The sequence below is a fragment of the Pseudomonas sp. 5P_5.1_Bac1 genome (genome assembly GCF_025466015.1).
Taxonomy (GTDB): domain Bacteria; phylum Pseudomonadota; class Gammaproteobacteria; order Pseudomonadales; family Pseudomonadaceae; genus Aquipseudomonas.
In genome coordinates this window covers 1-20510 of record NZ_JANLNX010000108.1, presented here as the reverse complement: position 1 = coordinate 20510, position 20510 = coordinate 1, and the positions used below count along the sequence as shown (strand labels likewise).

The 20510-nt window shown below is 59.6% G+C and carries 20 protein-coding genes, 1 tRNA gene and 4 pseudogenes; 8 read left to right on the top strand and 17 right to left on the bottom strand.

Annotated elements, in window-relative coordinates; all coding sequences use genetic code 11:
- Positions 1 to 47 precede the first annotated feature (47 nt).
- On the bottom strand, positions 48 to 1979 hold the full coding sequence (locus NTD82_RS23415; RefSeq protein WP_262130473.1) for a sigma-54-dependent Fis family transcriptional regulator: 1932 nt from the start codon (positions 1977 to 1979) through the stop codon (positions 48 to 50).
- 338 nt (positions 1980 to 2317) lie between these two features.
- On the opposite strand from NTD82_RS23415, the gene NTD82_RS23410 reads away from it, so the two are divergent.
- From NTD82_RS23410 to NTD82_RS23400, 3 genes are all read left to right on the top strand, one after another.
- Positions 2318 to 3175 (top strand): transporter, encoded by an 858-nt coding sequence (locus NTD82_RS23410; protein ID WP_262130472.1) that lies wholly within the window; start codon positions 2318 to 2320, stop codon positions 3173 to 3175.
- Positions 3176 to 3311: 136 nt separating this feature from the next.
- Complete coding sequence (locus tag NTD82_RS23405) at positions 3312 to 5384, top strand: PQQ-dependent dehydrogenase, methanol/ethanol family (RefSeq protein WP_410017087.1); 2073 nt, start codon at positions 3312 to 3314, stop codon at positions 5382 to 5384.
- A 62-nt stretch (positions 5385 to 5446) separates the two neighbouring features.
- On the top strand, positions 5447 to 5620 hold the full coding sequence (locus tag NTD82_RS23400) for a hypothetical protein (RefSeq protein ID WP_262130470.1): 174 nt from the start codon (positions 5447 to 5449) through the stop codon (positions 5618 to 5620).
- A gap of 105 nt (positions 5621 to 5725) precedes the next feature.
- Here NTD82_RS23400 and NTD82_RS23395 read toward each other — a convergent pair whose 3' ends face one another.
- Both NTD82_RS23395 and NTD82_RS23390 read right to left on the bottom strand, forming a co-directional pair.
- On the bottom strand, positions 5726 to 6499 hold the full coding sequence (locus tag NTD82_RS23395; protein WP_095153805.1) for an ABC transporter ATP-binding protein: 774 nt from the start codon (positions 6497 to 6499) through the stop codon (positions 5726 to 5728).
- 88 nt (positions 6500 to 6587) lie between these two features.
- Positions 6588 to 6761, bottom strand: a complete 174-nt coding sequence (locus NTD82_RS23390; RefSeq protein ID WP_157969688.1) for a hypothetical protein — start codon at positions 6759 to 6761, stop codon at positions 6588 to 6590.
- A 513-nt stretch (positions 6762 to 7274) separates the two neighbouring features.
- Here NTD82_RS23390 and NTD82_RS23385 point away from each other — a divergent pair.
- Positions 7275 to 7571, top strand: a complete 297-nt coding sequence (locus NTD82_RS23385; protein WP_262130469.1) for a DUF3077 domain-containing protein — start codon at positions 7275 to 7277, stop codon at positions 7569 to 7571.
- A 133-nt stretch (positions 7572 to 7704) separates the two neighbouring features.
- Here NTD82_RS23385 and pseH read toward each other — a convergent pair whose 3' ends face one another.
- From pseH to NTD82_RS23360, 5 genes are all read right to left on the bottom strand, one after another.
- Positions 7705 to 8253 carry a UDP-4-amino-4,6-dideoxy-N-acetyl-beta-L-altrosamine N-acetyltransferase gene (pseH, locus tag NTD82_RS23380; protein ID WP_262130468.1) on the bottom strand — a complete coding sequence of 183 codons (549 nt, stop codon included), beginning with the start codon at positions 8251 to 8253 and terminating at the stop codon, positions 7705 to 7707.
- Positions 8254 to 8276: 23 nt separating this feature from the next.
- Positions 8277 to 8456, bottom strand: coding sequence for a hypothetical protein (locus tag NTD82_RS23375; RefSeq protein WP_262130467.1), 180 nt, complete (start codon positions 8454 to 8456; stop codon positions 8277 to 8279).
- 275 nt (positions 8457 to 8731) lie between these two features.
- On the bottom strand, positions 8732 to 9481 hold the full coding sequence (locus NTD82_RS23370) for a hypothetical protein (RefSeq protein ID WP_262130466.1): 750 nt from the start codon (positions 9479 to 9481) through the stop codon (positions 8732 to 8734).
- A gap of 46 nt (positions 9482 to 9527) precedes the next feature.
- A complete protein-coding gene (locus NTD82_RS23365) occupies positions 9528 to 9941 on the bottom strand; it encodes a hypothetical protein (protein ID WP_095153812.1) in 414 nt (137 codons plus the stop codon).
- A 34-nt stretch (positions 9942 to 9975) separates the two neighbouring features.
- A complete protein-coding gene (locus tag NTD82_RS23360) occupies positions 9976 to 10272 on the bottom strand; it encodes a hypothetical protein (RefSeq protein WP_262130465.1) in 297 nt (98 codons plus the stop codon).
- A 158-nt stretch (positions 10273 to 10430) separates the two neighbouring features.
- Here NTD82_RS23360 and NTD82_RS23355 point away from each other — a divergent pair, with 158 nt between their 5' ends.
- Positions 10431 to 10685 carry a Pathogenicity locus gene (locus NTD82_RS23355; RefSeq protein ID WP_095153814.1) on the top strand — a complete coding sequence of 85 codons (255 nt, stop codon included), beginning with the start codon at positions 10431 to 10433 and terminating at the stop codon, positions 10683 to 10685.
- 66 nt (positions 10686 to 10751) lie between these two features.
- Positions 10752 to 11294: a hypothetical protein gene (locus tag NTD82_RS23350; protein WP_262130464.1), complete on the top strand. Its 543-nt coding sequence runs from the start codon at positions 10752 to 10754 to the stop codon at positions 11292 to 11294.
- Positions 11295 to 11509: 215 nt separating this feature from the next.
- On the opposite strand, the gene NTD82_RS23345 is transcribed toward NTD82_RS23350, so the two are convergent.
- The 4 genes and pseudogenes from NTD82_RS23345 to NTD82_RS23325 all read right to left on the bottom strand — a co-directional run.
- A complete protein-coding gene (locus NTD82_RS23345) occupies positions 11510 to 11686 on the bottom strand; it encodes a hypothetical protein (RefSeq protein WP_262130463.1) in 177 nt (58 codons plus the stop codon).
- Between the two features lie 1117 nt (positions 11687 to 12803).
- Positions 12804 to 12914, bottom strand: a pseudogene (locus NTD82_RS23335) (site-specific integrase); the annotation flags it as partial.
- 654 nt (positions 12915 to 13568) lie between these two features.
- A pseudogene (locus tag NTD82_RS23330) lies at positions 13569 to 13901 on the bottom strand (DUF4113 domain-containing protein); the annotation flags it as partial.
- A 32-nt stretch (positions 13902 to 13933) separates the two neighbouring features.
- Positions 13934 to 14225 (bottom strand): annotated as a pseudogene (locus tag NTD82_RS23325) (hypothetical protein); the annotation flags it as partial.
- 111 nt (positions 14226 to 14336) lie between these two features.
- Here NTD82_RS23325 and NTD82_RS23320 point away from each other — a divergent pair.
- Positions 14337 to 14690 carry a hypothetical protein gene (locus tag NTD82_RS23320; RefSeq protein ID WP_262130462.1) on the top strand — a complete coding sequence of 118 codons (354 nt, stop codon included), beginning with the start codon at positions 14337 to 14339 and terminating at the stop codon, positions 14688 to 14690.
- 3 nt (positions 14691 to 14693) lie between these two features.
- Here the strand turns inward: NTD82_RS23320 and NTD82_RS23315 are convergent.
- A pseudogene (locus NTD82_RS23315) lies at positions 14694 to 14900 on the bottom strand (tail assembly protein); the annotation flags it as partial.
- A gap of 451 nt (positions 14901 to 15351) precedes the next feature.
- Positions 15352 to 16208, bottom strand: a protein-coding gene (locus tag NTD82_RS23310) for an IS5 family transposase (RefSeq protein ID WP_262130461.1) whose coding sequence is annotated in 2 segments (ribosomal slippage) — positions 15352 to 15860 and positions 15860 to 16208 — 858 coding nt in all. Because the reading frame shifts where the segments join, the coding sequence is not laid out codon by codon here.
- Between the two features lie 169 nt (positions 16209 to 16377).
- Here NTD82_RS23310 and NTD82_RS23305 point away from each other — a divergent pair.
- Complete coding sequence (locus tag NTD82_RS23305; protein ID WP_262130460.1) at positions 16378 to 16722, top strand: hypothetical protein; 345 nt, start codon at positions 16378 to 16380, stop codon at positions 16720 to 16722.
- A 99-nt stretch (positions 16723 to 16821) separates the two neighbouring features.
- Here the strand turns inward: NTD82_RS23305 and NTD82_RS23300 are convergent.
- The 3 genes from NTD82_RS23300 to NTD82_RS23290 form a co-directional block, all read right to left on the bottom strand.
- Positions 16822 to 16895 (bottom strand) — tRNA-Cys (locus NTD82_RS23300).
- Positions 16896 to 17085: 190 nt separating this feature from the next.
- The gene (locus NTD82_RS29490) at positions 17086 to 17739 is read right to left on the bottom strand and encodes a methyl-accepting chemotaxis protein (RefSeq protein ID WP_410017086.1); all 654 of its coding nucleotides are present in this window, start codon (positions 17737 to 17739) and stop codon (positions 17086 to 17088) included.
- A 1723-nt stretch (positions 17740 to 19462) separates the two neighbouring features.
- Positions 19463 to 20230, bottom strand: coding sequence for an autoinducer binding domain-containing protein (locus NTD82_RS23290; RefSeq protein ID WP_262130458.1), 768 nt, complete (start codon positions 20228 to 20230; stop codon positions 19463 to 19465).
- Between the last annotated feature and the right edge of the window lie 280 nt (positions 20231 to 20510).

Genomic DNA, 20510 nt, shown 5'->3' with positions numbered 1-20510 from the left:
TGCTACGCCGGCCCTTTCGCGGCAGCTCGTCGCGAAAGGGCCAGTCCTCAAGCGTCCTGCTCCATCTCCTTCATCTTCCGGTACAAGGTCGCCCGCCCGATCCCCAGTCGCCGTGCGGCGGCGGAGAGGTTGCCGTTGCACGCGGCGATCGCCGTACGAATCGCCCGCTGCCCGGACGCCTGCAAGGTGTCGCCCGGCCCCCTCTCGACATCGACGTCCAGCGTCTCGCGAATCGGCTCCGGCGCACCCCGCAGCACCTCATCCGGCAGGTGCTGCAAGCCGATCCGGCCGTCCTCATCCGCCAGCGCCACAGCCAGGCGCAGCGCCTGATGCAACTGGCGAATATTGCCCGGCCAGGAATACGCCAGCAGCGCACGCAAAGCCGGCCCGTCCAACACCGGTGGCGCAGAGCCCGCAGACTCGCTGAGCAACAAGTGCTGGATCAGTTGCGCCAGATCGCTGCGCTCGCGCAGCGCCGGCAGGCTGACCCGCAGACCGTTGACGCGGTAGTAGAGGTCTTCGCGAAAGCCCTGTTCCTGGGCGAGCTGAAGCAGGTCGCGGTGGGTCGCGCAGATCAGCGCGAAGTCCACCTTCACCACGCTGTTGCTGCCCAGCCGGCTGAGGTTGCGTTCCTGCAGCACCCGCAGCAGCCGCCCCTGCAATTCCAGCGGCATATCACCGATTTCATCGAGGAACAGCGTGCCGCCATCGGCCAGTTCGATCTTGCCCGGCGCCCCGCCCTTGCGACTGCCGGTGAACGCCCCTTCGACATAACCGAACAGCTCCGACTCGATCAGGCTGGCCGGAATGGACGAGCAGTTGATCGCCACGAACGGACCCGCGGCGCGGCTGCCGCCGTCATGCAACAGGCGGGCGAAGACTTCCTTGCCGGTGCCGGTCTCGCCATTGATCAACACTGGAATATTGCGGGCAAAGGCTTTGCGCGCGCGCTCGAGTGCCGCGCTGACCGTCGGGTCTTCCAGGCAAGGCCCATGCGCGGCTGGCTCGCGGCGCTCGGCGGTGACCGGCGGGAGCGCTGGCCGTCGCGACTGCACCGAGGCGTTGCCCGGCGCGGCGGTCAGGCATGCGTTGAACAGAGCGCCGCAATGGGTTTGCAACCGGAACGGAACGCTGAGGTCGTAGCGCCGATAACACAGGGCATGGGCAAACGGCATGTCGAACAGCTCGCTGAAGTCCATGCCCGGTTTGAGCCCCGGCGGCTGGAAAAGCTGGTGGGCGATCCGGTTCGCGCCCTTGAGCTGCCCGGCCTGATCGAACGCCAGCAGCCCTTCCATGGGCGTGCCGAGAATATCCAGGCGACCGTGCAAGTGCACCAGCAGCACGCTGCCCAACTGGCTGAACAGGCGACGCTCGATCGCCCGCGCGGCGATCACCAGGGACTCCAGGGTATACAGCGAGGCTTCCACGCCTTTGCGGCTGGCATCCAGCACCCCGACGATGCCGCCGTCGACGCCAAAGATCGGCGTCGCCATGCAGGTGAAGGCGCGCGCTTCCTCCAGATAATGCTCGGAGCCGGCGATGATCACCGACTCCTGCTCGGCCAGCGCACAGCTCGGCGCCGTGGTGCCCACCAGGGTTTCCAGAAACTGCGCGCCCTGGCGGAACACCTGGTTCAGTTCCTGGCTGGCACCGTTGGACTTGCCCATCGAACTCAGCACCACGCCGTCCAGATCGATGCAGGCCAGCACCCAGTCCCGCGGCGCGAGCGAAGCATGCAACTGCTCCATCTCCGGCCGCGCGGCCTCCAGCAACGAGCCGCCGTAATCGCGCAGATTGTCGGGGCGTACCGCCACCGGCGCGTCGAACAACACCCGGTCGCGGGTGCGGATCCCGTAGCGCTGCGAACGCTCCCAGGAACGCTCGACAAGTTGCGAACCAAAGGCGCGGTTGCGCGCTTCGATCGCGGTAATCACGTTCACTTCACGCTGGGCAGAAAAAGGGTCATCGGGCTTGTTCATTACATTGCCTCGAAACGGCTGTATCAGTCCGGTACAGCCCTCACTCAAGACAACTGCCTCATCATGAGACAGTGCGGTGAAAGCGCGTTTCGGAAAGTCTCAAGCCGCACATTGATCTTGTTATAAACCGTTGATCTTGAATGGATTTCCATCCATTCAAAATAACTGGCACAGGTTCTGCTCAAGCCTTCTTCGTCTCCGGCCCGTACTGCGTTTTAACGGCCGGGATACACCACTCGATCATAAACAAAAACAATAAAGGTGATGTCATGACGAAGAGCGTTGATACGCGCCTCGCCACTGTCTTCAACACACGGAAACTGGCCAGGATTGTCGGAGTGTCTACCGCGCTTGGCCTGGCGACGGCAATAGTACCTTCGGCCCGGGCCGTGGATGTGGACGCCGGCGATTACACCGCCATGCCCGCCGGCACCAACCTCGGCCTGGTGTACTACCAGCACGCCGAGCGCAAGTCGCTATACGCCGACGGCCACAAGGCGCCACTGGATGCGCGGCTGGATTCGGATGTCGGAATCCTCCGGGGCGTGCACTTCATGGAGCTTGGCGACTACATCATCGACCCGCAGTTTCTCCTGCCGTTCGGCAGCCTCCGGGGCAAGGACGACACCAAGTCGCTGGGCGACGACAGCGGCATCGGCGACCTGATCCTCGCGTCCACGATCTGGCTGGTGAACGAACCGGCCAAACGCCGCTACTTCGGTATTACGCCCTATGTCTATGTCCCGACCGGCAGCTACGACAACGATCACGCGCTCAACCTCGGCGAGAACCGCTGGAAGTACACCCTGCAGGCCGGCTACATCCAGGGCCTGACCGACAAGCTCACCCTCGACCTTGTCGCCGACGTGACCTTCTTCGGCAAGAACGACGAATACGGCCCGGCCAAAGCGACCCTGAAGCAGTCCGAGCTTTTCCAGGGCCAGGCATTCCTGCGTTACAACTTCACCGATGCCTTCGACGTGCGCCTGGGCGTTTCCCGGCTCTGGGGCGGCGAAACCAAGGTCGACGGCCTGCGCCAGGACGACGAGCCGGACACCAGCAAATTCAGCGTCGGCGCCTCTTACTTCGTCACCCCGGGCACCCAGTTGCTGGTCAACTACGGGCAGGACATGTCCGTGGAAAACGGCTTCAAGGAAGACAACCGCCTCAACCTGCGCATCCTGCAAGTTTTCTGATGTCCCGCCGATCCGTCGCGGATCGGCCATTGCTCCGCACAAGAACGAATAATCAAGGAGTCATGCCTACATGAACCGTTTGCAGTCCTCGCGTCACCGCCGAACCTGCCTTGCCACCGCCGTGCTGCTGTGCCTGATGGGCCCCATCGCCGTCTCGGCCCCCGTCAACCAGGCGGCCATCGTCGCCAGCAACACCGATGGCAACGAGTGGCTGAGCCACGGCCGCACCTATGACGAAACTCGCTACAGCCCGCTGAAACAGCTCACCGAACAGAACGTCAAGGACCTCGGCCTGGCCTGGTCGATCGACCTGGACAACCATCGCGGCCTCGAAGCCACGCCGCTGTTCCACGACGGCGTGCTCTACGCCTCGCTGTCCTGGAGCCGCGCCATTGCCGTGGATGTCGCCACCGGCAAAGTGCTCTGGACCTTCGACCCCGAACTCGACCGCGGCAAGGCCCGCGACGCCTGTTGCGACGCGGTCAACCGCGGCGTCGCCCTGTGGAACGGCAAGGTCTACATCGGCACCCTCGACGGCCGCCTGATCGCCGTCGACGCCAAGACCGGCAAGCAACTCTGGAGCCAGCAAACCACCGACAGCAGCAAGCCGTACACCATCACCGGCGCCCCGCGCGTGGTGAAGGGCAAGGTCATCATCGGCAACGGCGGCGCCGAATATGGCGTGCGCGGCTACTTCTCCGCCTATGACGCCGAGACCGGCAAGATGGCCTGGCGCTTCTACACCGTGCCGGGTGACCCCAACCAGCCCTACGAACACCCCGAACTGATCGACGCGGCCAAGACCTGGAAAGGCGATCAGTACTGGAAAAGCGGTGGTGGCGGCACGGTGTGGGACGGCATGGCCTACGACCCGGAGCTGGACCTGCTCTACGTCGGCACCGGCAACGGTTCGCCGTGGAACCGCGAGATCCGCAGCCCCGGCGGCGGCGACAACCTGTACCTGTCGTCGATCCTCGCCGTGCACCCGGACACTGGCAAACTGGCCTGGCACTACCAGGTCACCCCCGGCGATAGCTGGGATTTCACCGCCACCCAGCAACTGAGCCTGGCGACCCTGGAACTCGACGGCAAGCCGCGCAAAGTGATCATGCAGGCGCCGAAAAACGGCTTCTTCTACATCCTCGACCGCAAGACTGGCGAACTGCTCTCCGCGGAAAAATTCGGCAAGGTCACCTGGGCCGAGAAGGTCGACCTGAAAACCGGTCGCCCCATCGAAGCCCCCGGCGTGCGCTACGAAGACAAACCCATCGTGATGTGGCCGAGCCCGTTCGGCGCGCACAACTGGCACTCCATGTCCTACAACCCTGACACCGGCCTGGTCTATATCCCCTATCAGGAAATTCCCGGCGTCTATCGCAACGAGTCGAAGGAATTCGTCAGACGCAAGGCCTTCAACACCGGCGCCGGCTTCTCCGATGGCGAGGAAGTGCCACGCGAGGTGGTGTCCGGCGCGTTGCTCGCCTGGGACCCGGTCAAACAGAAAGAAGCCTGGCGCGTGCCCTACCCGCACTACTGGAACGGCGGCACCCTGACCACCGCCGGCAACCTGGTATTCCAGGGCACCGCCGCCGGCAACCTGATCGCCTACTCGGCGGACAAGGGCCAGCAACTGTGGTCGTTCGACGCCCAGACCGGCCTGGTCGCCGCGCCCATCACCTACAGCTTCCAGGGCGAGCAATACGTGGCAATCATGGCCGGCTGGGGCGGCGTCGCCCCGCTGATCGGCGGCGACGCGGCCAAGGCGCCGGGGGTCGGCAACATCAGTCGCCTGCTGGTGTTCAAGCTCGGCGGCAAGGCCTCGCTGCCGGCGTTGCCGGAAAAACCGGCCGTCGCCGCCGCCCGCGTGCCCGAGGCGGTCCACGCCAGCGCCGCCGACCTGAGCACCGGCAAACAGCTCTATGGCGCCTACTGCTCGGTGTGCCACGGCGTTGGCGCCCAGAGCGGCGGCCTGATCCCCGACCTGCGCAAAACCGACGAAAGCCGCCGCGCCATGTTCCAGCAGATCGTCCGCGAAGGCGTCCTGCGCCCGCTCGGCATGCCGGCCTTCGGCGACAGCCTCAGTGCCGACGACGTCGAGAAGATCAAGGCCTACGTCATGAACCGCGAATACCTCGACTACCAGAAACAGCAGACCGCCGCCGAGGTCGCTGCGCGGCCCCGTTCCCCGGATAAATCTCAAAAAGATTGAATTCGCCGAGATGGGCCTCGGTCCAGACCTATGAACGCAGTCAATCTGACGAGGTAACAGCGATGACTATCGAAGCAGAGACACTCGTACAACTGACCGAAGCCCTGAAGAAATGCGGGATGAACCGAATCTGCGACATCGACTTCACCCGCGCGCCCTACCGCGAAGATCACCGCTGGGCGTGCATTGTCAGCAAGAAGTCCAGCGCCAACCGGGTTCATGGGATGCGCGCGTGAATCGATGTGGGTGGGCTATCGCGACGGTTCGGCGCCCCGATAAGCTCGCTCCTACAGGCGCGTTACCCCCTTCCCCTGTAGGAACGAGCTTGCTCGCGAAACGCCTCACGCGTGCCAGCAACGATACCAACCGTCTTCTTCGCTGATGCGCAGTTCGGTCTGATACAGGTCGGACAACGCGGCGCTGGTCAGCACCTCGGCCTTGGGCCCGTCGGCAACGATGCGGCCCTGTTGGAGCAGCACCACCCGCTCGATCTCCGGGATGATCTCGTCGATATGGTGCGTGGTGATGATCATCGCGTGGTCCGCGCCGCAGAAATTGCGCATCAGCTTGAGCATGCCCAGGCTCGCGCCCATGTCCAGGCCGTTGGCCGGCTCGTCGAGAATCAACGCGGCGGGCTGATGAACCAACGCCCGCGCCAGCAGCAGACGGCGCTTCTGCCCGGTGGACAAGCGCTGGAACATGGTCTGCTCATGCCCGGACATCTCCACCACCGCGAGCAACGCCCGCGCCTGTTCGATCTGCTCGGCACTCGGCTGCAAGTGGCCGTGCGCGCCAATGGCGCCAAAGAACCCCGAAACCACCACATCCAGCGCCTGGGTGGACGGCGTGTAGTCTTCCTGCAAATCCTGGGACACAAAACCGAGGCGGCTGCGCAGCGCCCACAGGTTGACCGTGTCGCTGCCGAACAGCTTCAAGTGGCTGCCTTCGCGTTCCACCGGGTACAGCTCGCGGGTGATCAGCTTGAGCAAGGTGCTCTTGCCGGCCCCGTTGGGGCCGAGGATGGCGACCTTCTCGCCGGCGCCGATATGCAGGGAAAAACCGTCCAGCACGCGGGTCTGCTGCTGGTAGGCGGTCACGTTATGGATGTCGATCATGGGGTACTCGTCAGCGCTGAGCGATAAAGAAAGAGGATGCGTTGGGGCAGAATAATGCAGCATTTCTCGACCGCATTGCTCGCCCGCCTTACTTGCCTGGCGCTTGCCAGAGCGTTGCGCCCATCAGCGAGTAGCGGACCGTTTCGCAGCTCTGATCGACCGTGCTGCATTCTTTATCAATTTTCAGGTTGGCGATAATAAAGGCCAACGCCAGCACGTTGCTTACAATCCCAAAGATCATGATTGCCCTGCTTTTGGTCATCTTGACTCTCCATTTGCCGGCCACATGCCAGCGCAGGTTAAATACCTGACCTTGGCCGGCAATGCCACTGCTGCGTAATCAAATGGTTGGTGACACCGAGAGCTGAGTTCGCGGCGAGCCGTGATTCTTGTTTGCGCGTGATGGGAAATTTCGGACTGTCAGGTGTTGCATAACGCAACGAAAATTAGTCCACGTCCGACTTTCGTGTAGGCAGTTTCCCAATCATACTTTCGCGCCTTCTCAGCGGTTGCGCTCATGGGAATCGGTGCCTAGTCTGCGCTGGTCGCTGCCAATTCAGCGATCAGGTTTGGTCACCTGAGTCCGATGCGCACTAGCGCCCCATCCGTTCGAGCGGGCGCTTTTTTGTGGCTGTCATTTCGTTTTATGGCGGCTGTGCGCGGGGCGCCCTCGGGTGCGCCGGTTTCCTCGGGCCCGGTTGACCAACCTGCGTACAGTCGTCACCTATCGTTTGGTCACGTATGTGGCGGCTCCACAGCCCAGAGGAGCTTCACAATGAAAAAGATTGTTCCAGATCCACCCATTCCGACGCCCTTCCTCGGTCACTTCGGCTCATGCAACGGCGCGCATGCCCCGCTGTTTGCCGTGCGTGCGGACGTCGATATCCAGGACGCGCTGGCCCACCTGTCAGCGGCACTCACCGCGGCATTCGAAACCAATGCGCAACTGTGCGAGATGCTTTCCCGGCCCGTGGCAGACGTCGCCTGGAGCACTTACCAGTCACTGGAAATCTGCCAGGCGCTATCTGAGGCGCTATTGACGGACGTTGCGAAAAAGCAGGCTGCCGGTTAACCCTATTGGGGCTGCTTTGCAGCCCTTCGCGAGCAAGCTCGCTCCTACACTGTAGGAGCGAGCTTGCTCGCGAAGGGCACCAACAGGGGCATCAGACTACCTGGCGGCTCTTTGCTGAGCGAGACAAGGCTTATTACCTTGATACCCGCTCGATAAGGCTCAACATCGCCGGACGCTGCACCCGCCACTCATCCCTGGTAATCCCCAACAACACCACATCAATACGCTCGCCATCCTTCTCGATGTTCTGCCGCCGAACACCTTCAACCGTAAATCCGAACTTCTGGTGCATCTTCACAACGGCGGCATTGCTTTCAAGCACCTCGCAATTGAGTTTCTCGAGACCGGCGGCATTGAATGCATGGTCCAGCATCCAGAACTCGACAACACTTCCCAGGCCTTTGCCCTGCAGCTCAGGATCGAGATAAAACGCCCAATCCGCCGTGCGGTGAACGGCATTGATCGCATTCAGCGAAACGACTCCGGCCAGCGCGTCATCACGCAATACGACGAACACGGTTTGCCTTGTACTTCCCACCAGCGTGCTCAGCCAGTTCAAATGCTCTTCTTCAGAAATCTCGTGAGCGCTGTACATGAACCGCCGGACATCACGATGATTGCGCAACGCCCGGACTTGCTGCTGAACAGTGGCGTCTGAGTGCAGGATATTGATGAATTGCATGGTTATCCGTTGCTCCCCGACTTCTACTGCCTGCGATTTCGCCATGCGCCAACAATCAGCAAGACCGCGCCCGGAATCAGCAGCCCCACAGCGGTATAACCAAAGGCGGGTTGCCCTGACGCACCAACGGCCGCGAACGCGGCGCCGATTGCAACCAGCGGCACGCCGGCGAAGTTGAACGGGTTTCTGGTATTGCTGGCCATATCGATTACTCCTGTAAATCTCTCGATGTGCTCGCCGGGGACTTTCTGAACCGGAGCAGTGCAAAGGCGATATTCGGCAGCATCATGACGGCGAACATCCCCCAGAAACCGACCTTGCCCGCGCTATGAAGGGAGGCGCCCAACACAATAAATACGATCGTGAGACCGAACCGCAATGATACGAATTTTTCTATGCCTCTCACCCTGACTCCTGAATTCACGTCTCAAATATCTCGCGATTCTACAGGCCACCCATCACGCGAGGGGAATAACGTTCAGTAAGAGAAATAAGGCAGGTACGAGCGCCATGTACTCCAGGTCAGCTTCTCCACCACGTTTTTATTATCTACCCGCCGCTGCCGGTAGAAATCGAACTCGGTTTTCCGGCGAATACCGATGACTTGCGTCGAATGTTTGCGCGAGGACTCAAACATCGACTGCACCATGATGTATCGCTGCGGCGTGCTCTTGGTCGTCGTTGTGTTGTTCACGACCGTGGTCATTTCCTGTTTGAGCCAGGTGTTCTTGTAGGCATACGTCGTTTTGTTGCCCACCCACATGATTGCCTGGCTCGCGCGATTGAATTGCGCATCCTCGCTTGGCTGAAGATGGACCAGCGAATAGCGGCTGCGTCCCCAGTCCAACATCAAAGTGGTACATCCCGTCTGCAACTCGGTTACCCAGAGTTGCTCCTCGCCCACCGTCGCATCGAACACTTCGGCAGCCTGGTGGCGATCGCCCACACCGTTCCCGACCGGTAATCCATGACCACGCATTGGCGAAACAATCATTGGACGCTCGATTGCGCCGTCTATTTCGATCTTCAACATGCCGCTGGCGATCATCGGCGACTTATCGATGACGATGTTTGTGCCAGCGGCGGCAAACGCCAGTGTGCGGACCATGGGGCTGCCGGCGGGATCAAGGCTGTTGACTTCGATACTGGCCTGCTTGAGAACCGACAGCGGATTCTGCAGGAGGCCGTCATATACTTTTTTCGAGTACTGCGCGTCTTCTTCAGCCATGAAACGTTCCTCAGTCCATTGTCATCATGTGCGCTGATCAAATAACTCAGGCGTCCGACTGTACACCGCGATGCCTTCGTTCCATTGCAATAGCAATGCCCGCCAGCAGAATCGCCAGCGTATACGCAAAGAGTCCGAGGTTGATGCCCAGAATCATCTTCTCCGAACCGTCGGTAAGCACCATCGACCCACCGTAACCGTCCCTCAGCCAATAGGCCATCAAGAACCCGCCAGTAACGAACAAGGTAAGAAGGCTCGCCAGTTTGAGGTCACCCTTGATCCAGACGAGCCAGACGCTGTAAACGCCAATTGCTGTGTTCGTGAACAACTGCCAGGTCTCATGCAAGCGCGCATGGGGCGCCCACGCCTGATTGAAAACATGGGTTTCATTGATTTCGAGGATAGGCACGAGCACGGCATAAAAGACCACGCCAATGGTGACCAACAGCTTCGCGATCATCTGGGAAAGCTCCTTCTTTCTTTTTATAGAGACATCAGTCCTGCTCGACCAACTCGCAAACGCCGTGGACGCCGCCTTTACCGGTATAGGACAGATCAGGCGAGCCGTCTGGCTTGATCATGAGCGAGACAGTCACCCCGCTGCCTTTTGCCTCGAAGTAGCTATCGCTGAACCTTTTCATCTTGGCCTCTTTACCGTTGATATAAATCGGGCCGCCTTCGTCGGCGTGCACCTCCAGGTTACCCGGGCAGGTGGCGTTAATCAGCGGGATCCCGGCATTGGCAAACCCCGCGGCGCAAGCCAGTACAGCGCCCAGTAATAATTGCTTCATGGCAACTCCTGAATCGGTCAAATGCTGAAGCTTCAGCAATAGCTGTTTTCAACGAATCACGCCAGGGTTGCATGTGGATGGCGAAAGGAACATTGAGATGCCCTGCCCCGTCGGGCAAACTCCGCTGACTTGGATTGGCCGATAACAGGAGTTTACAGATGCCATTTCCACCCACGGAACACAATGCGTTGCTGGCCTTGAAGGGCGTAGGGCCGACCGTAATCGCCCGACTTGAGCAAATGGGCATCGACTCACTCGCGGTGCTCAGCGAAGCGAATACGAGTGACATCCTGGCTCAAGCATCGGCAACAGTGGGCTCGACGTGCTGGAAGAACAGCCCCCAGGCCCGGGCCGCTATTAACGCAGCCATTGAACTTGCAAAGAACTCGCGATCAAACACACCGGGTGCGTAACGGCATTCGCTTATGAAAGCATCCCCGACCGCCTAACACTCGCCACCACGGATCGAAAAGCAAACAATGAAAATCGCCCTCATCACCAGCGCGCTCACTGCAGCAATGTTGACTGCCAGCCTGCAAAGCGCCCAGGCGGCATCAGATCTGATCGGCAAGCGCGTGCAGAATACCTACGACGTAACGCTCTACCTGGACCCCGAGAAAGGCTTGGCCTATGCGTTGAAGAATCCCAAGTTCCAGCGCTATCACACCAATCCGCGCAAGATGAAAATCAGCTACGCAATGGACAGCGTCGAAGCCGACCCCAAGTCAACATCCGCCGAACCGGTGCTCGTCGAAATGGCGGTCATGAGTGATCGCAAACTGGCCGAAATGAAACTGAGCCAAGAAGACCAGTGCTACGAAGCGTTTACCGCCGTACTAAGCCGCTTGGCATTCTCGGCCGCCTCCGCCAAGAATCTCGAAGACCACCAATATTTCCACCTCGCCAACGTCATTACCCTGGACGATAAAAAAGTCCCGGGCGCGCCGGGGGTGATCACGTGCAAGATCCCGGATCATGGTTCGATTTTTATGTATGCGCGGGGGCAGGTCAGTACCAAGTAACGGCGGGTAGAACTCTGGCGTGACCAAGAAGGTTTATTGGTGGCGCCTATGCCTTTGGTGATCCCGCCGAGCGTTACGCCCTGCAAATCGCACTGGAAGAGTTGACCGGCCGAAAGGCTGAATACGGCTTCAAGAATGCCGACACGGATCGCGGACATGCTTACTTTCAAAGTCCGCGCAGCCTGACCCAGCAGTGCCGCCCGCCGGCGCCTTCCCTACGCTTTTCGAAGCCTGGAAGCCGTTACCCCGGACGACACGGCCAGAATCACATAGAGGGGGGCAGCCGCGAAATACCAAGGGCTGTCCGTGAAGCCCTTCACGGTGAACAAGATACCGGCGAAGACCATCAGCACCGCGCCAGCAAAAAAAGCCCAAAACTTAAATTTCTTCATCCATTCCTCCTATAGGCAAGGCCGCGACGGTATCAGGCAGAGGGATGAATCTCAAATAAACGCCACCCCGGCGAGGCTGGCGGCTGACCGTAGCGCAGCCAGCCCCTTCGCGGCGAACGAGTGCTTCTTCCATTTGTTGATGCGCGTCAGATCTTGCTTGGCGCCTTTCAGCGCCTCTACCGCAGTAACTACCGCCTCAGGAAATCCATCCGCACGCAGATCATTAGCAGTCGTGTCGCTGTTACGGTGGAAACATAGTCAAAGCATCGCCTCATCCTGCGCCGCATGCCGACGCTGTGCTTCTTGCCTTACCTAATCCTCGACCTGGGCCTTCGAATCGCTGTCGCCCTTATCGCGGACCAAGGGAGGCAATCGTTGTCATGATCTGCTCCAGACAGACAACAAAAAGCCCGCACTAGGCGGGCTTAGCAATAGTTCGGGAACTACAGGAGTTAAGAGGGTTGAAATCTAGTACCGCAGGAATGGCACATCCAAGTACGGCGCCACTCTTCGTATTCATCATATTGCACAACGTTGTGCCTCCAATGCCGCACAAATCCGATCACACCGATTGTGATGAACGTCACACCGATGAAGAACCTGCCCCAATCCACCTCCCAAGACAATTTGAGGCCATCGTACAAAATGATGCCCCCCACCCCCGCAAGAACCAATGGTCCCCGCAAACGCTTAGCCCCTGGAGGGGCGACGCTTGCAGCCAGATTGGTTTGCTGACGTCCAGTCGTTTCAACGTTCACACGCGGCCCGAACCCTGAGTGCGCCTCATGAGTGGCTTGGATATGAGAGGTTCCTGCTGCATGAATGACAGAAAGAAGCTGCACGCTTTGACCGTGACACTGAGGGCAGGCGACTGCATGTTGACTTACCACAAGCTCATTCCTTTGAATTGACAGAGGGGAGCTATTTTAAATAGCTCTGAGCATTCTTTGCACCTGATGGCATTTTGCTCAGCCTGCATCGGCCATGACGGCCAAGGCCTCTACCGCCATTACGCGGGGATCGGGAAAAATGTCGGTGAGGTCGCGGCGCTTGATTCCGAGCATTGATGCCGTTGCGGGAATGGCGGTGTAGTCCAGGCCGGACGTACCGCCGGAAGCCAGCGCTGGGCCTCCGCCTTGGTGTCGAAGCTCGCGGAGAGTACGGGATATCCCTTGCGGCGGATCTTGGCCCGCCATGCGCCGCCTGGGCGCTGTTCGAAAGTTGCCATGCAGCGGAGTTTGCCGGGCGCTTGCGGGACACGCAATTTCCTTCGATGTCCCAAATTTGTCCCAAACCGGTGGCCCAGTGACAATCCGCAAGCACAAAAAAAGCCCCGCAGACCTTAATCTGCGGGGCTTTCGAATATGGAGGCCGAGGTCGGAATCGAACCGGCGTAGACGGATTTGCAATCCGATGGCGAAAGCCAGACAGGGTGCGGCTTTGGAGCGCGCACTGGTTCCAAAACTATTTGGATTTACCATCGCCACAAGCCGCACTCTAAAAGGGTCGGGGCTTTAGTTTTGGGACGGATTTTAGGGGCTCTTGGCCTGAGACAGAGTGCGTGCCATCACAACAAGGAGTCGAGTAATGGTAGCTAGTGATGAATGGACTGAATGGCACCTGACGCCTCGCGGCTGGGAGCGAGGATCAGAAAAAATAGATCTTGGGAAAGTGGTTAGTCGAGAGGCGCCGTCAGACCGCGTGATGACCGCTAGGTACGCCGTGGTTCTAGGTCATCCTGTCCCCCAGGTAAATACCGTACTCACCGTTTGGGAAAGCGCCGACGACCAGATGGTGCGCTCACTGATGGACCGCTTCGGACCTACGCCAGCCCAACTCTGATCGAAAACACAGCGGGCGCCTCGGCGCCCTCTCTCGCAATCTAATTGCACCTCACCGTCCACAACTGATCGAGCTTGGTCGTAAACGACTGACTCATCATATCCCGCCTCATTCCCCAGTCCGGTGCCACCGGCACACTGGCGGCACGCATCGTCCCCCTTCCCCATCTCCCATTGATGTCGTCCATCACCTGCATCAGGCGGTCGCTGCCGGCTGACTGTCTGGCTGCAAACAAATCCTCCGAGAATTCCCCGGGTTGTCGTAGATCCATCAGCAGGACCTCGGCCTTGCTGCACCTGTAGCCCGTCCTGAATATCTGCTCCAACGCCACGCCAGCAAGCCGGGTCATGAGGAGCGTGTCGCTTGTCGGATAGGCGTTGTCGCTGCGCAGTTCGACGCATTCGCTGATCTCGTTCTCGATGGACAGGATGCCTGGGATATGGCCCTGCTCCACCGACCCGGTACGCCATTCCCATCTCACGTTCGGGAAGTTCAGATTACCGGCCGGGTCGGCCAGTGGGGTGTTGTCCAGATAGATGTCCCGGGCAGTTGGCGTGCCCTCGAATTCACCCTCGCCCACGGCGAGCAGCATTTTTGCCACAGCGACCGAGCGCAGGCTGTCTGGCGCTTCAGTCGGAGTCTTCGGCTTGTTCGACCCGCCCTTGGCGCCGTGAATATCGAGCTGTGGTGTATCCATGGAAAGTCCTCAGAACGCCTTAAAGTTGCTTTTTTTGAAATAAGAGCTTCATTTACACAGTCAGGTTAGTGGCGAGCATTAGCGACGCCACGTACATATCAGGAGAAAGGAATGGCCGAGAACAGCGCAACGATAAGATCAATAAAATCCATTATGAAAGGCTGGTTCTTTTGCTTCGCTTGCTGGTCCGCCATACATTACATTTTCGGGATGGCAGCAACAGTCGGGGCAATAGTTGTATCTGCAAAAATATATCCAGACTACCAAACCGAAATCAGTGCCGGAGTGGCGATATGCACGGCCATCCTGACTTTTCTAAACGCACAGGCAAAAGCGAACGCCTACATCACTGCATGGAGAACTATGAACAAAGCAATGCAACACTTATTCGCTATAAATCCAGAAGAGAAAAAGCTGGCCGATGCTTACGCAGAGTGCGAGGACATTATTGGAAAATCTGACTAACTGTTACATCTGGTCTTCGGCGTAGATCGCGGCACTGATAACCGCGCCACCCCATCGCCTGCGCCCCAGGCAGAGCGGTACGGGGTTGCCGCTGGCCGTGGTGTTCTTGGCGCTGCCGAAGGCGTAGCCCGGGGTGTTCTCAGGGGCGGCGCTGGTCTTCAGGCGTTTGGCTTGAGGGCTGAGCATCTGGATGACGCCGCCTACCGCAAGAGATACACAGGTCACCCCCCCCCCCCCATGCACCACCAGCCGCGACGCGATTGTTGCCACGACAACTAGGGCTCTCGGCCATATTTCTTCGCCAAAGATCCGCCCAACAGGATCTTGGTGCGAGGAGTGTAGTGAGCCGCTGTCATTGCCATGAGTTACTCCGGGCACAAAAAAGCCGCCTTGGGGCGGCAATGTTAAAGGCAGCGTTGAACTGCCTCGGTTCGTCTGTTCTTTCGCCAATCCATCAAGCCGGACTGGAAATACACCTCAACCTTCGTTCCGTTATTTACCGGCTTGAAATCTGCAAACTCAACCTGACCGGCACTTACAACAGTTTTCCCACCTTTAGGCAATGGCTGAAGAGAGGCGTCGTAATGGGCGCCAGTAAGTGACTGCTCCTGCCAAGCGAACAATACACATTCTGAAACTTCGTTCACTGCCTTGGTGCTAGCTAGGTTCTGTACGAAAAGAGATGTCGCAAACAGCACATGGAACAAGCCAGCGAGACCATAGCGGCATAGCTTTCCGCGAGTTTGTCGAAGCGCGTCACGATCCGGCGGTTCTCTTTCAGCCAGCCAAACATGCGCTCGATGATGTTGCGTTGTCGGTACTTGGGTCGATCAAACAGTCTTGGTAAGCCAGGCTTGGGTTTGCGCTTCATCGAGCGCAGCGGGATGACGGGTTGCATTCGATATCGGTCGCAATAACGGCGTAGCGCTTCGGCGTCGTAGCCCTTGTCGGCAAGCAGCCATTTACAGCGTTTATACGGGCGGCCACGTTGGCTAGAGGGAATGCTGACCTCGTCCAACAGGGGTTGGGCGTAGCTGATGTCACTGGCTTGACCGCCAGAGAGCAGGAAGCGCAACGGTGTCCCGTTGGCGTCGCAGAGCATGTGGACTTTGGTTGTCAGGCCAGCGCGGCTGCGGCCTAGAGCGTGATCGGCAGGCTCGTCAGGCCCCCTTTTTTCCCGGCGCCAGAAGAGGCTCGGGTTGCACGTACTGCGGTTGAGTCGATCATCCAGGTTTGCAAATCGATCAAGCCTTGCTCATTCAATCTCAGATGCAAGCGTTTGAGCATCTGATCGAATGTCCCTTGGTTTCGCCAGCCCCGAAACCGTTGATACACCGTTGACCAAGGGCCAAAGCGCTCCGGCATATCTCGCCACGCAGCATCCGAGCAAAGCACCCAGAGCACGGCATCGAGCATCAGGCGGTCGCTCAGACGAGGGCGCCCCCGGCCACGGGTTTCGGTAAAGAGATCAGCAACCACAGTCCAGGCCTCGTCCGAGAGCTCGTAACGCTTTGCCATCACAGAAATCCTTTCCGTAGATAGCCGCCGACTCTACAAAATCTAAGCTCCCGAGGGGTGCCGATTGGGTTTCTCGGGATTTCGTACAGAGCCTAGGGAAGGAATGTATCTTAGGACAGCCCAAGGCAAGACGGGCAAAAAGCTGAGGATCCTGCTCGAGGTCGACGGAGTGCAGAACGCTTTGGGCGGCTTGCTGGACCGCATCGAGCGCCGGAACAGTCACCACCTGTCACCGTTTTACATCCTGAACGAAGATGGCAAGCGGATGAGCTGGGGGATGCTGCGCAACCGTTGGGCAGATGCTAGGGCGGCAGCGGCGGCCAAAGCCAGGACTGAGAAGAAGACCGACCTCGCCAAGCAGATCGAGCTGTTCCAGTTCCGAGACATCCGCCCAAAGGCGGCTTCCGAGATCAACGACTTGGGTGAAGCTAGCACCCTACTGGGCCACTCCAAAGCGGAAATGACCGAGCGCGTTTACCGGCGAGTGGGCGCCATCGCGAAGCCTTCGAAATGACGAAGTTTCGGAACTCCACCCCTAAAGTTTCGGAACTCTCGCACTTTTCCACGCACAAGAAAAAACCCCGCAGACCTTAATCTGCGGGGCTTTCGAATATGGAGGCCGAGGTCGGAATCGAACCGGCGTAGACGGATTTGCAATCCGGAGCATAACCACTTTGCTACTCGGCCTCTGATGAGTTTCGGAAATCGTTGATTTCTCTAACTCTTTGAAAACGTTGAGAATTTTATTTCTCGTCGCTTTCGATGGACGCCATTATGCGTGCATTCACCCATGCTGGCAACCCCCTGATTTAAAAAAGTTTTCGTCCTGGAAGCGGGCGGTTTTTCCTACGTAACCGCCCTGCTCCAAGGGTTCGTTTCAAGCAGCGGCACGCTGGCCGCTGCTGGCGCGGGTGACTTCGAACAGGCCCACCAGTTTTTGCAGTTTGTTGGCGTTGAGGCGCACGGTTTCGGCGCTGGCGTGCAGGACGCTGACGGTCTGGTGCATTTCCACCGAGGACTGGTCGACTTCCTTGATGGTCCGGCCGTAATCCAGGCTGCGCTGGTTGAGCTGCTGGATGATGCTGAACATGTTTTCCACGGCCTGGTGCAGTTGCACGTTTTCCGAGGACGCTTGCTCGGCCAGGCCGAGGCTTTGGTCGACGTTCTTTACGCCATCTTCCATAAAGCCTACGGCTTTTTGGGTTTCGCCTTGCAGGCTCTCCACGGTCAAGCGGATTTCTTCGGCGGCGCTGGAGGTGCGGGCGGCAAGGCTGCGGACTTCATCGGCGACCACGGCGAAGCCACGGCCATGTTCCCCCGCCCGCGCCGCTTCGATGGCGGCGTTGAGGGCCAGCAGGTTGGTCTGGTTGGTGATGTCACTGATCAGGCCGCTGATCTTGCCGATCTCGGCCATGCGGCTGTCGAGCAGTTGCACGCTGGACGCCGAGCGCTCGACCACATCGCGGATCGATTGGGTGCCCTCCTGCACGGTGTGGAACTGTTTGCGGGCGCGCTCGACCACTTCGTCCATGGCCTGCTTCATCTGTTCTGCACCGGCGGACGCCTGCTGGATCTCGCCCAGTTGCTCTTCGACGATGACCATCATGCGGTGGATGGCGTCAGCCACTTCCATCGAGGTGCTGCTGGCCTCTCGGCTGCGGCCGAGCATCATCTGGTTGGTGGTGCCAACGCTGTGGCTGGCCTTGACCACTTGCCCGACCACCGAGTCCAGGTGGTCGATAAAGCTGTTGATCCAGCGCCCCATGTCGCCGGTTTCGTCGTTGGCCATGCGCGAGGTGTCCAGGCGCTGGCGCAAATTGCCCTCGCCCTCGGCGATGGTGCGGATGACCCCGGTCATTTCGTTGATGCGCACCGCCAGGCGTTTCGGGCCGAGGGTGCTGAAGATCACGGCGGCGATCACCAGGCTGCCGGCCTCGCAGAGATCGATCAGGTGTTGCGACAGCCCACTGTAGTGCTGGACCAGGTAGTTGCAGGCGAACAGGCCGAGCATGGTCGCCAGGTACGGTTTCATCAGGCCGTAGCTGAGCGAGCGGCGGCGATAGACTTCTTCCAGGTCGGCCTCGCACATCATGCCCCAGCGGTCCGGCGAGCCCGGCATCTGGAAGGTCACGCCCTTGCCCACCACCGGGATATGGCGGTAGTCGGAATAGCCCGGGTAGGTGACGAACAGGTTCGAACCGTTGCGGATGGTTTCACGCACGCCGGGGTGCAGTTGCTGGGTCGCAGGATCGGTGAAGCGCAGTTCCAGTTCGGTGTGGCGCTGTACCTGCACGGTCTTCCAGGCGGTGTGCACCCCGCTTTTGAGGTTCTCGCCATGGCTGAAGGTGCCGTCTTCGAAGCGCGAGCGCGACAGCGCCACGCCCGGCTGCAGGCTGGGGTCGAAGCGCGACTGGACCATGAACAGGTAGTTGTCCCCGGACTCGGCGAAGATATGCCCGGCCTCGCGCTGGATCAGGTCGCCCAGCACGTCGTTGGGCACCCGCCCGCAGAGGCAGCCGAGCACTTTGCCCGCCACTTTCACCGGCTGGTAGAACATCAGCGTCACTTCGTCATGGAAGCGCGACGAGGACGGGCCGATGGCCTGGGTCAGCGGATCGCTGTAGGGCCCGTGCAGGAACGGCGCTTTCAGGCCTTCGGCAAGGGCTGCCGGGTTGACGCTGCGGCGGTCCTGACTGTTCCAGGTCGAAGCCAGCAGCTTGCCCGCTGAATCGACGACGAACAGTTCGGAAAAATCCTCGGCCTGTTGCAGTTTTTCCTGCAGGGCGTGAGGGTCGATGCCGCTCAGGTCGCCCAGCCCCTGGGCCAGTTCGGCAAGGTGTTCCCATTGTTCCAGGGCCCAACTGTTGAGCAGCTTGACCCGGGTTTCAGCAATGGCTTCGAACGTCTGCTCGATGACCGGATAGGCCGAACGGTTGACCCGGCAAGCCCAACCCATGGCCAGTTTGCCGGTCTTGCCGAACCACGGCAGCCAGCGGCGCTCTTCCCCTGATAAATGCATGGAGTTGCTTGTAAGCGACATAGACCTCTCCAATGACGACATCCCAATGGATTTTGAGAGGCAACTACCAGGCCAACTGAAAGCTTGCTAACTAACTGAATGGTTTAAGGCTGGCTTTATGCTATCGCAGCGCTCGTAGATGAGAGTGACTCTTGAGCAGACTTAAAACAAATGCCCCAAACCGGGGCATATGGTTATCGCCAGTCGTCATAAAGGTGCAATAAAAGGCTCTGGCTCAAGCTCCGGCAGCCAGCGGCCAGTCCGTTGCCCGGCGTCCGTAGTCGGTCACTTCCGCGCTCGGGTGTGTTTCCCGGGTCATGAACAACCCCAGCCGGGCGGCACGGGCGATGGCCGCCACCTTGTTCTGCACGCCGAGCTTGACGATGGTGTTGCGCGCATGGAAGTTCACCGTCGACTCCGAAAGATTCAGAATGCCGGCCACTTCCTCAGCCGTCTTGCCGGTGGCGGACCAGCGCAGCACTTCAATCTCGCGTTCGCTCAAGTGCAGGGTGCCGATCTTGCGCTTGAGTTCCTCGGCCTGGTTCATGTGGATCAGGTTGCACAGCAGCAAGACCTGCCCGGCCTTCTCGTACCACTCCTCATCGGAGATGCTGCCCTCTTCACGGGCTACGTCGAGGATGCTGAACACCCCTTCCGAATGAGCCCCCTGCGACCAGCCGTTGCACAGGCCGAACGCCTGGGCGTCCTCCCACATGCCGGCCACCGGGCGAAAGAACTCCTCGGTCCAGAAGATCGGCATGATCGAGCGTCGACAATGCTCGATCCGCGGATCGGTGTCGATGTATTGCCTGCGCTTGTAGTTCTGGATCCAGCCCACCGGAAAGGTACTGAAGAGCAACGGGCGGTGGTCGAAGCTGGTCCAGCAGGTGAAGCCGAAAAAGTCGAAGCCCAACTGCTGCACCAATTGGTGGAGTGTTGCGAAGCGCAGCGTGGGGGAGATTTCTCGTACCAGGACATTCAATGCGTCGGTACTGAACGGCATGATGGCAAAACCCCTTGATGAGCGCCGGGCTCCCTCCCAGATGCGCTGCGGGTGTTAAAAGTATGGGTGACGAGCTGTGAGGCTAGTTGCGGGGCGGCCAGGTCACAACCGGATATTGGTGATATATCCAAAGCATACCCAGGTGAACGAAGGGCTCTGGAATGGGGGTTCGCCAAGCGCCAGCAGGCGCCGGCGCAAGTGTTTCACGAGGGAACTTTTTTTCATGCACGCTGTAAAGCCTCGGGGGGGGCCCCCCCCCCCCCCCCGCGCCCCCACCCCA